13 protein-coding genes are annotated in these 12,197 nt (G+C 63.4%); 6 read left to right on the top strand and 7 right to left on the bottom strand.

Annotation, left to right across the window (positions count from 1 at the left end; all coding sequences use genetic code 11):
• The first annotated feature begins 49 nt into the window (after positions 1 to 49).
• Positions 50 to 1,042 carry a response regulator gene (locus LMH93_RS26285; protein ID WP_230064742.1) on the top strand — a complete coding sequence of 331 codons (993 nt, stop codon included), beginning with the start codon at positions 50 to 52 and terminating at the stop codon, positions 1,040 to 1,042.
• Positions 1,039 to 1,407 carry a response regulator transcription factor gene (locus LMH93_RS26280; protein WP_230064741.1) on the top strand — a complete coding sequence of 123 codons (369 nt, stop codon included), beginning with the start codon at positions 1,039 to 1,041 and terminating at the stop codon, positions 1,405 to 1,407. The genes LMH93_RS26285 and LMH93_RS26280 overlap by 4 nt, the downstream gene beginning before the upstream one ends.
• A 68-nt stretch (positions 1,408 to 1,475) precedes the next feature.
• Here the strand turns inward: LMH93_RS26280 and LMH93_RS26275 are convergent, their stop codons facing one another.
• A complete protein-coding gene (locus LMH93_RS26275; RefSeq protein ID WP_108079038.1) occupies positions 1,476 to 2,966 on the bottom strand; it encodes a YifB family Mg chelatase-like AAA ATPase in 1,491 nt (496 codons plus the stop codon).
• Between the two features lie 262 nt (positions 2,967 to 3,228).
• Here LMH93_RS26275 and LMH93_RS26270 point away from each other — a divergent pair, with 262 nt between their 5' ends.
• Complete coding sequence (locus LMH93_RS26270; RefSeq protein ID WP_230065386.1) at positions 3,229 to 5,298, top strand: DUF4034 domain-containing protein; 2,070 nt, start codon at positions 3,229 to 3,231, stop codon at positions 5,296 to 5,298.
• Here LMH93_RS26270 and LMH93_RS26265 read toward each other — a convergent pair.
• Entirely contained in the window at positions 5,252 to 5,605 is a 354-nt protein-coding gene (locus LMH93_RS26265; protein WP_004575824.1) for a gamma-glutamylcyclotransferase family protein, read from the bottom strand. The two genes, LMH93_RS26270 and LMH93_RS26265, sit on opposite strands and share 47 nt — an antisense overlap.
• Positions 5,606 to 5,872, bottom strand: coding sequence for an accessory factor UbiK family protein (locus LMH93_RS26260; protein WP_003253640.1), 267 nt, complete (start codon positions 5,870 to 5,872; stop codon positions 5,606 to 5,608).
• A 519-nt stretch (positions 5,873 to 6,391) separates the two neighbouring features.
• On the opposite strand from LMH93_RS26260, the gene glnK reads away from it, so the two are divergent.
• From glnK to sutA, 3 genes are all read left to right on the top strand, one after another.
• The gene (gene glnK, locus LMH93_RS26255) at positions 6,392 to 6,730 is read left to right on the top strand and encodes a P-II family nitrogen regulator (RefSeq protein ID WP_002555808.1); all 339 of its coding nucleotides are present in this window, start codon (positions 6,392 to 6,394) and stop codon (positions 6,728 to 6,730) included.
• 46 nt (positions 6,731 to 6,776) lie between these two features.
• Positions 6,777 to 8,108: an ammonium transporter gene (locus LMH93_RS26250; RefSeq protein WP_003253642.1), complete on the top strand. Its 1,332-nt coding sequence runs from the start codon at positions 6,777 to 6,779 to the stop codon at positions 8,106 to 8,108.
• 429 nt (positions 8,109 to 8,537) lie between these two features.
• Complete coding sequence (sutA, locus tag LMH93_RS26245) at positions 8,538 to 8,867, top strand: transcriptional regulator SutA (RefSeq protein WP_003253643.1); 330 nt, start codon at positions 8,538 to 8,540, stop codon at positions 8,865 to 8,867.
• Positions 8,868 to 9,047: 180 nt separating this feature from the next.
• On the opposite strand, the gene LMH93_RS26240 is transcribed toward sutA, so the two are convergent.
• Genes LMH93_RS26240 through dapF form a run of 4 tightly spaced genes read right to left on the bottom strand, consistent with a single transcriptional unit; the run spans position 9,048 to position 12,193 of the window.
• A complete protein-coding gene (locus LMH93_RS26240; RefSeq protein ID WP_230064740.1) occupies positions 9,048 to 9,743 on the bottom strand; it encodes an HAD family hydrolase in 696 nt (231 codons plus the stop codon).
• Complete coding sequence (gene xerC / locus LMH93_RS26235; protein ID WP_003253645.1) at positions 9,740 to 10,639, bottom strand: tyrosine recombinase XerC; 900 nt, start codon at positions 10,637 to 10,639, stop codon at positions 9,740 to 9,742. Before xerC ends, LMH93_RS26240 begins: the two co-directional genes overlap by 4 nt.
• The gene (locus tag LMH93_RS26230) at positions 10,639 to 11,349 is read right to left on the bottom strand and encodes a DUF484 family protein (RefSeq protein ID WP_003253646.1); all 711 of its coding nucleotides are present in this window, start codon (positions 11,347 to 11,349) and stop codon (positions 10,639 to 10,641) included. Before LMH93_RS26230 ends, xerC begins: the two co-directional genes overlap by 1 nt.
• A gap of 13 nt (positions 11,350 to 11,362) precedes the next feature.
• Positions 11,363 to 12,193 (bottom strand): diaminopimelate epimerase, encoded by an 831-nt coding sequence (gene dapF, locus LMH93_RS26225; protein WP_003253647.1) that lies wholly within the window; start codon positions 12,191 to 12,193, stop codon positions 11,363 to 11,365.
• Between the last annotated feature and the right edge of the window lie 4 nt (positions 12,194 to 12,197).

Below are 12,197 nucleotides of genomic sequence, written 5' to 3'. Positions count from 1 at the left end.
CCTAGGCTGCCCAGGGCAGCGAAAACGCCTGTGCCCGCGCGAGGAAGCCATGATCCGAATAGGCAATGCCCAGGTGTCGCTGGAGCGGCGCGAAGTCTTTGTCGACGGCAAGCCGATCCTGTTGGGTGGGCGTGCTTTCGACGTGCTGGCCACGCTGATCAGGGCCAAGGGCCGCGTGGTCGGCAAGGACGAGTTGTTCAGCCAGGTGTGGTCCGGCACGGTGGTCGAGGACAATAACTTGCAGGTGCAGGTGTCCTTGCTGCGCAAGGCCTTTGGCGACCGTAGCCTGATCCAGACCGTGCCGCGCCGGGGCTATCGCCTGGCCGCGCAGATCAGCCTCGAGGTGCCTGGTCAGGCAATGGGCAGGTCATTGCTGCGCAGCCTGGCCGAGACTGTCGAGCCGCTCGATGAGCGCGTGAATGTGCCGGTGCTGGTGGTGGATGACGACCCGTCGGTGCGCACCGCGTTGGGCCGGCTGTTGCGCTCGCAGGACATCCCGCACCACTTGTTTGCCAGTGCCGAGGCGCTGTTCGAGGCCCGCCTGGAAACCCCCTGTGCCTGCCTGCTGCTGGACATGCACTTGCCTGGCACAAGCGGCCTGGAGGTACAGGATGCGCTGTGCCGGCTGGCGCTGCCCTGGCCGATCGTGTTCATGACTGGCTTCGGCACCATCCCGATGACCGTCCAGGCCATGCGCGCCGGGGCGGTGGAGTTTCTGACCAAGCCGTTCGATGAAGACCAGTTGCTGACCCTGTTGCAGGCAGTGCGCGCCCGGGCCGTGGCCGAAGGCCGCAAGTGGCTGCAGGCGCGGCAGGTCGAGGAAAAGTACCAGCGCCTGACTCAGCGTGAGCGCCAGGTCTTCTCGCTGGTGGTCGGCGGCTTGTCGCACAAGCAGATCGCCAGGCAGATCGGCACCAGCGAGGTGACGACCAAGGTGCATAAGAAGAACATCATGAACAAAATGCAGTCCCGCTCGCTGCTGGAGCTTGCGGCCATGCACAACCTCCTCGGAGCGCGGTCTGCGAGCCTGGGCGGCGCATGAGCAGAGGGGTGTGCATCGTCGACGACGATGCCTCGGTGCGCAAAAGCCTGGCTAACCTGCTGCGCTCGGCGGGGTTCGAGACCTTGTCGTTTTCCGCCGGGCACGCCTTCCTGGCCTCGCCACTGGCGGGCGAGGTGGGTTGTGTATTGCTGGACCTGAAGATGCCGGGAATGAGCGGGCTGGAGGTACAGCGTGAGCTGGCACAGCGGGGGATGCGCTTGCCGGTGATCTGCATGTCGGCACATTGGGATGATGGCTCGGTACGGGCAGCGATGGGCCTTGGGGCACTGGCCTGCCTGGGCAAGCCGTTTTCTGAAGAGGTGCTGCTGAAGGTGGTTGAAGAGGCTTTGGCCGGCGGTCAGTGAGGTATTGGCTGTGCCGGCCTCTTCGCGGGTAAACCCGCGCCTGCAGGGGGCATCACAGCCCTGGCAATCTAACTGCTCCCCGGCCGGTACTGCAGGGCCTCGGCCAGGTGCGTCCGGCCAATCGTCTCGCATCCCTCCAGGTCCGCCAACGTCCGCGCCACCTTCAACAACCGGTGCGCCGCGCGTAGCGACAAGGTCAGCCGCTCGCAGGCCCCTTCCAGCCAGACTTGGTCCGCCGCTACCAACCCACAGTGATGCCTCAAACCTTCAAGGTCGAGAAATGCATTCGCACATCCTTGTCGCCTGTGCTGCAGCTCCCGCGCTTCAGCCACCCTGACGGCGACATCGGCACTGGTTTCACCGCAAGGCTGGTTGTTCAATGTAGTGCTCTCGCGAGCCACGGTCAGGTGCAGGTCGATGCGGTCCAGCAGTGGCCCGGACAGCTTGTTGCGATAGCGCGCGATCTGCTCGGTGCTGCAACGGCAGCGGCCAGTGGGGTCGCCCAGGTAGCCGCAAGGGCAGGGGTTCATCGCCGCCACCAGCTGGAAGCGCGCGGGGAAACGCACTTTGTCGCGGGCACGGGCAATCACGATTTCACCTGACTCCAGTGGCTCGCGAAGCACTTCCAGTACGCGCCGCTCAAACTCCGGAAGTTCGTCGAGAAACAACACGCCGTGATGGGCGAGCGTGATTTCACCTGGTTGCGGTCGGCTACCGCCACCGACCAGCGCCGGGCCGGACGCAGAGTGATGGGGATGGCGAAAGGGGCGCTGTGGCCAGCTGTTCAGCGGCGCTTTCCCGCTGACCGACTGGATTGCCGCCACTTCCAGCGCTTCGTGCTCGTCCAGCGGTGGCAGCAGCCCGGGCAGGCGGCTGGCGAGCAAGGTCTTGCCGGTGCCGGGCGGCCCGGTGAACAACAGGTTGTGCGCCCCGGCCGCAGCCAGCAGCAAGGCACGCTTGGCTGCCAGTTGGCCCTGCACTTCGCTCAGGTCCGGGTAGGGGCGTTGCTGCAGGATCAGGCCGTTGGCTGCGTAGGGCGGCAGCGGCACCTGGCCGTTCAGGTGGGCGACCAACTCCAGCAGGTGGCCCACCGCATACACCACCAACCCGCCGGCCAGGCTGGCTTCCTCGGCATTTTCCCGTGGTACCACCAGCGCCCGGCCTGCTTCGCGTGCCGCCAGTGCCGCAGGCAGCACGCCCTGCACCGGGCGCAATTTCCCCGACAGCGCCAGTTCGCCCAGGCATTCCATATCGACCAGGGTGGCAATCGGCACCTGGCCGTCGGCGGCGAGGATGCCCAGGGCGATGGCCAGGTCATATCGGCCGCCATCCTTGGGCAGGTCGGCGGGGGCGAGGTTCTGGGTAATGCGCCGCTGCGGGTACTTCAGCCCGGAGTTGACGATGGCGCTGCGCACCCGGTCCTTGCTTTCCTTGACCGTGGTTTCCGGCAGGCCGACCAGGGTGAGATGAGGCAGGCCGTTGGCCAGGTGGGTTTCGACGCTGACCGCCGGTGCCTGCACGCCTACCTGGGCGCGGCTGTGGACGAGGGCTAGAGACATGAACACTCCGTTGTTGCTGGAAAATGCCGCTTCCTGCGGCTGGGCAAAGAATAGCCAGTGCTGCCATGGCAGGCGCAACAAGTGTGCGTCGTGGTTTTTCAGGGCAGGGGTTTTCCCTGCGCTTTCATGCGCTTCGGCAAAAATGGATCCAATAGGCTTTGCGCAGTCGTCAGGTATGACTTAGTGTTGTTGGGCAACCGCAGTTGCCATGGGATGGCACTGCGTCTTCTTTCAAATGGACTTGAGGTATTGCACCGTGCAAATGCTCACCCGCACGCACCAGGCAATTCGCGAACTGGTGCAGGCCAGTGCATTCGTTGAACTCAACCGCTTTTTCGACAAGCTTGAGGCTCAATGGCGCCAAGCCCCGCCCGGCGAGTTCCCGGCCTACCTGGCGGCCATTGAAGGGCACATGCTGCTCGACCAGGAAAACCAGGGCGACAGGGCCCTGAGCCAAGTGCTCAGAGCCTGGATTGACGCGTGCCCCAGGGCTTACCACCCACAAGTGGTAATGGGTATGCACTGCTTCCACCGGGCCTGCCAGGTGCAGGTTGATGGCCCACGCAACGCTGCACGCTTGCTGGCGGTCGCGCAAATTTGTGAATCCGCCACCGCGCACCTGTTGCGTGCAATGGACCGCTCTGCGCACCCCGTGGCAGCGGCCATTGGCATGCTGCGCATCAGTGCGCAGCTCCATGAGCCTGGTTGGTTGCTCCAACTGTTCCAGGGGGAGCCTGCACGCTTCAGGCCCAGTGCCCATGCCGATGTAGAGGTACAGGAAACTGCAGCGCCGTTGCTGGTGAGGCATGGGTTGTTGCCCTTGGCCGAGCTGCCACAGGCGCTACCGCACTACCTGGGCAAGCGGGTCGACCATGAAAACGAGGACCCTCGCTATTACTGGCTGCGCCATGCGCTGATCGCCCGCCCCGGTTGCTTCGAAGCGATCCAGGCCCTTGCTGTGTACTTGCTGCCCCGCTGGGGCGGCAGCCTCGGTGCGTTGGAGCTGTTGGTCAATGGCCCGCTGTGCGCAACCTGGGACGAGCGTTTGCGTAATGCGCTGCGCTGGATGGCTGTCGAAGGCCGGCTGAAGCTGCCACAGGCTGACAAGGTGCAGGCCGTCGCCGACTGGCAGCACGTGTTCGAAGACTGGTCACAACGCCCGTTGAGGCCCAGGGAACGTGCTGTCGTTCTGGCATGGCGGGGGGCGCTGCACAGCAGGGCATCGGGCGACCATGCTGGCGCTATGCGCGACTTTGCCGCGAGCGTGGCGTGCAATGCCGATCTTGGCGCCATCCGCGCCATGGGCGTGCCGTTTCGCTGTTTGGTCGAGCTGATACTGCGCGATGGCATGGTAGATGAGAGGCAACTGCTACACGGCGCTATTGAGCGCCTGTGTGACGGCCGTTCACATGCTGCTGCCTGTGCATTACGCGCGGCCGGGCACCGTTTTGGGCTGTGGGCGCTGCCACGCTCGGCCGAGCAGGCAAGGCTATGGTTGCAACGGGCGGTGAATCGCCAGTGCGCGGGCCAGGCACCGGGGTTCGAAGTGCTTGAAGTGGCACGGGTGCTGTGGGCAGCCAACCGGCATGAAGTGGCCTGCTACCTGTACGAACGCTTCGCCGAACTGAACCTGCCGGGTGCTGCCCTGGCCTTGTACGAGCTGCACCATGGCGGCCTGGCCAACACCCCGGCGCATTACCTGGATGACGAGGCCGCCGGGTACTGGCTGCAGCGTGCGGTGGAGGCGGGCAGCAGGCAGGCCAAATACAACCTGGCCTGCCTGCGCATGGACGGCGATGAGGATTTGAACGAGCGCAGTGCCATGCTGGCGGTCAGGCGCCTGCTTGTCGACGCGCTGGGCAACCCGCAGATCAACGCGCGTGCGCGTTTGCATCTGGGGATTTTGTTGCGCCGGTTTGGTGAGGCGCAGGAGCGGACCGAGGCGGTTGCTTACCTGCTGAGCCTGGTCGAGCACCCGGACCCGTGGCTTGCAGGGCGTGCCAGCGCCGAACTGGGGCTGGCCTGGATGCAGGGGCGTGGCACCCGCAAGCAAAGCCGCTTTGCCGCCATCGAATGGGTCAACCGAGCGGCCAGCTTGCAACCAAGGGATACGGCCATTGGTGATATCCAGGCCCAGATCCTCAATTCGCACAACCGGGTGAAGACATTGTTTACTCAGTGCGGGGCGGCGTTGTTCCGCGGCACCTTGCATGCAAGCGAGCTACCACCGAAACAGGCCTTTACCCACGCCGAGTCGTTACGGGTTCAACCTGCATCGGAGGGGCTCAGGCGCGCACATAAACCCAGGCTGTCAGGCCCGATGCGAGGGTGACGGCGACACGCTTGTAGTCGGCAACTTCATAGCGGTCCGCCGCTGCCAGTTCGTCTTCGCTGATCTGGAAGACCATACCGGCCACGCTGTCGTTGGCCTGGCTGCTGGGGGAAACGATGGGATGATGGGACTTGCCGCTGGTCGCCAGTACGTCCGGGTCAGTGATCTCGACCCAGTCCAGGCGGTAGCCCGGCATACGGTCGGCCTGGCCGTTCAGCTCACGGCCAAAGTTGGCCAGTTGCACGGCTTTATCCTGCAAGGTGCCGTAGGAAAACAACAGTACCGGGTATGCGCTGGAGGGCTGCATTCACTCATCCTGTGAAGTTGGGTTCAGCCGCGCTTCCAGCTCGGCTACCTGTTTTTCCAAGGCCTCGAGGCGTGCGCGGGTGCGCGCCAGTACGACCATCTGGCTGTCGAACTCATCGCGGCTGACCAGGTCCAGCTTGCTGAAGGCACCTTGCATCAACACTTTGAACTGGCTTTCCAGTTCCGCACGGGGCTGGGCGGCATCGCTGCTGAACAGGCGCGAGGCCTGGTCGCTCAGGGCATCGAGAAGGGCTTTGGGCGCGAGCATGGGGCTGTCCACTGAAACGGAGAAATGGCCGCCAGTGTAGCACGCACAAACCTGGCGCCTGAGTGCACATTGGCCTTTGTGGGAATGGCCTTGCGTGGCGATTGGGCTGCACAGCGGCCCCGGCAATATCGGCACCAAGGCACAAATCGTAGGGGCGCTTCGCAGCCCCATCGCGACGCAAGGCCGCCCCCACAAAGAGCGCGTGCGGTTTTCAATCAGTTGCACATTTTTCGCGCAGCTTGCCCCGCCTCGGCGCACCGAAACTGTGCATGTTTCCAATGCTGGCGACTGGCCAATCCCGACCAAATCACATAACGCTCTGTTTTTCGGCGCTTTGTCCGAACTGGCAAGGTTTCTGCAAAGACCTGTACGAGCCATGCACTGAAGCAGTTCCTTGTGACCAGGCAGTGCGCACGCGGAGCCGGATGCCGACGACGCGTTACAAAGCCAACCGCTGCGCTTAGACTTGAGACGGGTTTGTTTTCCTGGGGCAAGTCCACCAAATCGGGAGAGAGTTTCATGAAGCTAGTCACAGCCATCATCAAGCCGTTCAAGCTGGACGACGTGCGCGAGTCGTTGTCGGAAATCGGCGTGCAGGGCATCACCGTCACCGAAGTCAAAGGTTTCGGTCGGCAGAAGGGCCACACCGAGCTGTATCGCGGTGCTGAATATGTGGTCGATTTCCTGCCCAAGGTGAAGATCGATGTCGCCATCGATGACAAGGACCTTGATCGGGTAATCGAAGCCATCACCAAGGCAGCCAACACCGGCAAGATTGGTGACGGCAAGATTTTCGTGGTGAATCTGGAGCAGGCAATCCGCATCCGTACCGGCGAAACCGATACCGACGCGATTTAAGCAGCAACAAAGCCTCACCAAACCCAACGCCCCAGGAGAAAACAACATGACTCTGCGTAAGATCGCAGGGCTAGGAGCCCTATTGTCCCTCGTAATGCCCGGGCTTGCCCTGGCAGAGGAAGCTGCCCCAGCGCTGAACTCCGGCGACACCGCCTGGATGCTGACCGCAACGGCGCTGGTGCTGTTCATGACCATTCCAGGCCTGGCCCTGTTCTATGGCGGCATGGTGCGTTCCAAGAACGTGCTGTCGGTGATGATGCAGTGCTTTGCAATTACCGGCCTGATGAGCATTCTCTGGGTCGTCTACGGCTACAGCATGGCCTTCGATACCGCCGGTATGGAAAAGGGCGTGCTCAACTTCAACTCTTTCGTTGGCGGCTTCTCCAAGGCCTTCCTCAGCGGCGTCACGCCCAACAGCCTGACCTCGGCCACCGCGCTGTTCCCTGAAGCGGTGTTCATCACCTTCCAGATGACGTTCGCCATCATCACCCCGGCCTTGATCGTCGGCGCCTTTGCCGAGCGCATGAAGTTCTCGGCGATGCTGGTCTTCATGGGCATCTGGTTCACCCTGGTGTATGCGCCGATCGCACACATGGTGTGGAGCGGTGACGGTGCCCTGATGTGGGACTGGGGCGTACTGGACTTCGCTGGCGGCACCGTGGTGCACATCAACGCCGGTATCGCAGGCCTGGTCTGCTGCCTGGTACTGGGCAAGCGCAAGGGCTACCCGACCACGCCGATGGCCCCGCACAACCTCGGCTATACCCTGATGGGCGCAGCGATGCTGTGGATCGGCTGGTTCGGTTTCAACGCAGGCTCTGCTGCTGCCGCCAACGGTACTGCCGGCATGGCCATGCTGGTCACTCAGATCGCTACCGCCGCCGCCGCCCTGGGCTGGATGTTCGCCGAGTGGGTCGGTCACGGTAAGCCAAGTGCTCTGGGCATCGCTTCGGGCGTGGTTGCTGGCCTGGTTGCCATCACCCCGGCTGCGGGCACCGTCGGGCCGATTGGCGCGCTGATTATCGGCCTGGTATCGGGTGTGCTCTGCTACTTCTGCGCCACCACGCTCAAGCGCAAACTCGGCTATGACGATTCCCTGGATGCCTTCGGCGTGCACGGTGTTGGCGGCATCATCGGTGCCATCCTCACGGGTGTGTTCGCGGCCCCGGCGCTGGGCGGCTTCGGTACCGTCACCGACATCGGCATGCAAGTCTGGATCCAGGCCAAAGGTGTGATTTTCACCGTGGTCTACACCGCCATCGTCACCTACGTGATTCTCAAGGTGCTGGATGTGGTGATGGGCCTGCGGGTCAACGAAGAAGAAGAGTCGGTCGGCCTTGACCTGGCTCAGCACAACGAGCGCGGCTACAACCTGTAACTGCGACGCGGTAAAAACTTGCCCGGCTTGCCGGGCATTTTTTTGCCAGTTTTTCAGCATTTCCCGCACGGCAAACGGTTTATTCGACACGTTCGTGACGTAGGTAAAAAACTTACAAGCCACAGGGCGTTTATGGTGCTTTGCTTTTTCCACGGGCGCGCTAGAATGCGCGCCGAAGGGTGTTTGACGAGTAGTCCACACACTTCGCCAGCCTTTGCTAGGCTTGCCAATAGCGTGTGGCCAGCAGGGGCTAATGGATTTGTCAGGTCCTGCCAGGAGCAGGGCCTGCTGGGTGCCGCCTCCCATCAGGAGTGCCGACCCAAGGGCAGTGGCCTAACCCACGGCCAGTTGAATTTTCACTGGTGGCTGCCGGTCTACGGCTGCACTGGTCTATAACCAACCTGCTTTTCGCAAGTCATGAGGTAGAACATGAGCGACGACGATCTGGAAAATGATGACCTCGAAGTAGGCGACGAAGACGAGGGTGATGAGGTCCTTGAAGGGGCGGCTGATGACGGCGTTGAAGACGCTGGCGATGACGACAGCAGCCCGGCACCCGTTGCCAAGGGCAAATCCAAGGCCGCAGTCTCGGTAGACGAGATGCCGAGCATGGAAGCCAAGCAGAAAGAGCGTGATGCACTGGCCAAGGCGATGGAAGAATTTCTTTCTCGTGGTGGCAAGGTGCAGGAAGTCGAGGCCAACGTGGTCGCTGACCCGCCCAAGAAGCCGGACAACAAGTACGGCAGCCGCCCTATCTGAGTGGCTGATCGCAAAAAAGCCCGCCGTCGCTGCGGGCTTTTTTACGCCTGTGGGTTTTGTGTTGCCCGTGCCGGCCTCTTCGCGGGCATGCCCGCTCCCACAGGTTCACCACAGGGTTCAGGACCTGCGCGGTCCCTGTGGGAGGGGGCGTGCCCGCGAATGGGCCGCAAAGCGGCCCCGTCAGCGCCAGCGTGCAAGCACGTCAGGTAGTTGCGACAGGCGCTGGATCTCGGCGTCCGGCGCCTGATCGCCAGCCCAGGCCTTGCCTTGCGGGTTGAACCACACCGCCCGCAACCCGGCGCGCTTGGCACCGGCAATGTCATCGCCAGGGTGATCGCCGATGTGCACTGCCGCACCCGCGTCCACCTCGCCGCGGCGCAACGCTTCAAGGAATGGTGCAGGGTCTGGTTTGCCGATGCCCAGGTCCTCGGCGCACAGGGCAAAGCGGAAGTAATCCGCCAGCCCTAGCCGGCTGACGTCGGCATTGCCGTTGGTGACCACGCCCAGGATGTATTGATGGCGCAAGATTTCGAGCACCGGCTGCACCTCTGGGAAGATCTCCACCTGGTGGCGGGCATGCAGGAACACTTCGAAGCCTTCGTTGGCCAGCGCCTGTGCGTGCTGCTCGCTGTAGCCGACCTCTTCCAGAGCATGAAACAGCACGCGCCTGCGCAGGGCACTGATGCGGTGCTTGAGGCCGGGCTCTGCTTGCACCAGGCGCTCGCGGATGGCGAACAGGTGTTCCACCGGCACACTGCCGAGGGTGGGTGCGTTGGCCTCGAGCCAGTCGCGCAGCACGACTTCCGCGGTAGCAATCACCGGCGCGGTGTCCCACAGGGTATCGTCGAGGTCGAAGGTGATCAGCTTGATGCTCATGAGTCTGTGCCTTTGCTGCGTTTGGCCCGAGGGTGGGCGCTGTCGTACACCGCGGCCAGGTGCTGGAAGTCCAGGTGGGTGTAGATTTGCGTCGTGCTGATGTCGGCGTGGCCGAGCATCTCCTGCACCGCGCGCAGGTCCTGGGATGATTCCAGCACATGGCTGGCGAAGGAATGGCGAAGCATGTGCGGGTGCAGGTGTTGGCCCAGCTCACGCTCACCGGCGGCCTTTACCCGCAGCCGAACTGCCTGGGGGCTGATGCGATTGCCCTGGCGGGTGATGAACACTGCACGGTCGCGTGGGTTGCCGATGCCGCGCAAGCGGTACCAGGCCTGCAACGCCTCGCGAGCCTTGCGACCCACCGGCAGTACGCGGGCTTTTCCACCCTTGCCCAGTACCTGCACCAGGCCGGCGGCGAGGTCGAGGTGATCAAGATCGAGGTTGGTCAGTTCCGATAGGCGTAGGCCTGAGGAATAGAACAGCTCGAGGATCGCCTGGTCACGCCGGGCAATGAAGTCGTCGTCGACGCCACCATCGAGCAGCTGCAGTGCGCGATCGGTATCCAGTACCTTGGGCAGCCGACGCTCACCTTTGGGTGCGCTCAGGCCGGTGGCCGGGTCGTGCTGGCACAGGCCTTCGCGGTTGAGGTAACGGTACAGGCCGCGTACTGCCGACAGCAGGCGTGCCAGGCTGCGCGGGGACTGGCCATGGTGGTGCAAGCGGGCGATCAGCTGGCGCAGTTGCTGGATTTGCAGCGCCTGCCACTCGGCAATGCCGTGTTCTTTGCAGTAGGCGATGACTTTTTCCAGGTCGCGACGGTAGCCCAGCAAGGTGTGCTCCGACACCTGGCGCTCGTTGCGCAGGTGTGCGCAATAAGCCTCCAGCTGGCGTTTCATCAGCGTACCGAGCGCAGTGTCTGGGTAACGCGTGGCACAACGCGGCCGAGCACTTCGGCGATATAGCCGAGGAAAAGGGTGCCGACGCTGCTCTTGTAGTGTTGCGGGTCGCGGCTGCCGATGGCCAGAACCCCATGCAGCCCTTGGTACTCAAGAGCTGCCACGGCGCTGGAGCCTACTTCCCGGCGCTGTTCTTCACCGAACAGGAAAGCCAGCTCGTGCTCGCGCAGGTTGCCACTGACGGTCTTGCCACCGCCCAGCAGGGCACCGATGGCTTGCTGCGCCTCGGCATTGCTGACCCAGCGCCCCACCGGCGCGACGTTGTCGCCGAACAGGATCAGGCTGACGAAGGGCACCTGGAATTCCTGGCGCAGGCTGTCTTCGACCGCCATTACCACTTCTTCCAGGCTGCCGGCATCGAGCAGGTCAAGGATCAGCCGGCGGGTCTTGTCGAACAGCCGGTCGTTGTCGCGGGCCACGTCCATCAGTTGCGACAGGCGATGGCGCATTTCGATGTTGCGGTCACGCAGCAGCTTGAGCTGGCGTTCCACCAGCGACACGCTGTCTCCTCGCTGGTGCGGGATGTGCTGTTCGATCAGCAGCTCGTCGTGCTCGGCGAAGAAGGTGGGGTGGGCGCGCAGGTAGGCGACCACCGCTTCGGCATCGAGCTCGGCGGACTGCTTGGGTACAACCTTGGGCTGATCGGTCATGGCGGTTACTCGTTTAGAGACGAACCTGTCCTTCGTAGACGCGTACGGCCGGGCCGGTCATCATCACGGGCTTGCCGGGGCCGGCCCATTCGATGTGCAGGCGACCACCGGGCAGGTCGAGGGACACCGGGGAATCCATCCAGCCCTGGCTGATCGCCGCCACGGCTGCGGCGCAGGCGCCGGTGCCGCAAGCCTGGGTTTCGCCGGCGCCGCGTTCCCACACGCGCAGGTTGGCGCGGTGGCGGTCGATGACTTGAATGAAGCCGGCATTCACCCGCTGTGGGAAGCGTGGGTGGTTTTCGATCTTCGGGCCCAGCTCATGCACAGGCGCAGTAAACACGTCGTCGACACGCAGCACGGCGTGCGGGTTACCCATGGACACGGCGGCTATCGAGTACAACTGGCCGTCAACTTCCAGCGGGTAGCTTGGCGCCTGTGCGTCGGCGACAAAGGGAATTTCGGCAGGGATGAAGCGCGGCGGGCCCATGTTGACACTCACCTGGCCGTCGTTCTGCACGTCCAGCACGATGATGCCGCTCTTGGTTTCCACGCGGATGCGCTTTTTGGCGGTCAGGCGCTTGTCCAGCACAAAGCGGGCAAAGCAGCGCGCACCGTTGCCGCATTGCTCGACCTCGGAGCCGTCGGCGTTGAAGATGCGGTAGCGGAAGTCCACTTCCGGGTTGTTCGGCGCCTCGACGATCAGCAACTGGTCAAAGCCGATGCCGGTGTGACGGTCACCCCATTGCTTGGCGTGCTTGGGCTGAATGTGCGCGTGCTGGCTGACCAGGTCCAGGACCATGAAGTCGTTGCCCAGCCCATGCATCTTGGTAAAACGCAGCAGCATGGGC

It is taken from the genome of Pseudomonas sp. CIP-10, from assembly GCF_020911845.1.
In the GTDB taxonomy this organism is placed as follows: domain Bacteria; phylum Pseudomonadota; class Gammaproteobacteria; order Pseudomonadales; family Pseudomonadaceae; genus Aquipseudomonas; species Aquipseudomonas alloputida.
This window is presented reverse-complemented; position numbering and strand designations above follow the sequence as displayed.

Coding starts and splice junctions, on each gene's coding strand:
- LMH93_RS26285 (WP_230064742.1), top strand. CDS start 50: ATGATCCGAATAGGCAATGCCCAGGTGTCGCTGGAGCGGCGCGAAGTC.
- LMH93_RS26280 (WP_230064741.1), top strand. CDS start 1,039: ATGAGCAGAGGGGTGTGCATCGTCGACGACGATGCCTCGGTGCGCAAA.
- LMH93_RS26275 (WP_108079038.1), bottom strand. CDS start 2,966: ATGTCTCTAGCCCTCGTCCACAGCCGCGCCCAGGTAGGCGTGCAGGCA.
- LMH93_RS26270 (WP_230065386.1), top strand. CDS start 3,229: ATGCTCACCCGCACGCACCAGGCAATTCGCGAACTGGTGCAGGCCAGT.
- LMH93_RS26265 (WP_004575824.1), bottom strand. CDS start 5,605: ATGCAGCCCTCCAGCGCATACCCGGTACTGTTGTTTTCCTACGGCACC.
- LMH93_RS26260 (WP_003253640.1), bottom strand. CDS start 5,872: ATGCTCGCGCCCAAAGCCCTTCTCGATGCCCTGAGCGACCAGGCCTCG.
- glnK (WP_002555808.1), top strand. CDS start 6,392: ATGAAGCTAGTCACAGCCATCATCAAGCCGTTCAAGCTGGACGACGTG.
- LMH93_RS26250 (WP_003253642.1), top strand. CDS start 6,777: ATGACTCTGCGTAAGATCGCAGGGCTAGGAGCCCTATTGTCCCTCGTA.
- sutA (WP_003253643.1), top strand. CDS start 8,538: ATGAGCGACGACGATCTGGAAAATGATGACCTCGAAGTAGGCGACGAA.
- LMH93_RS26240 (WP_230064740.1), bottom strand. CDS start 9,743: ATGAGCATCAAGCTGATCACCTTCGACCTCGACGATACCCTGTGGGAC.
- xerC (WP_003253645.1), bottom strand. CDS start 10,639: ATGAAACGCCAGCTGGAGGCTTATTGCGCACACCTGCGCAACGAGCGC.
- LMH93_RS26230 (WP_003253646.1), bottom strand. CDS start 11,349: ATGACCGATCAGCCCAAGGTTGTACCCAAGCAGTCCGCCGAGCTCGAT.
- dapF (WP_003253647.1), bottom strand. CDS start 12,193: ATGCTGCTGCGTTTTACCAAGATGCATGGGCTGGGCAACGACTTCATG.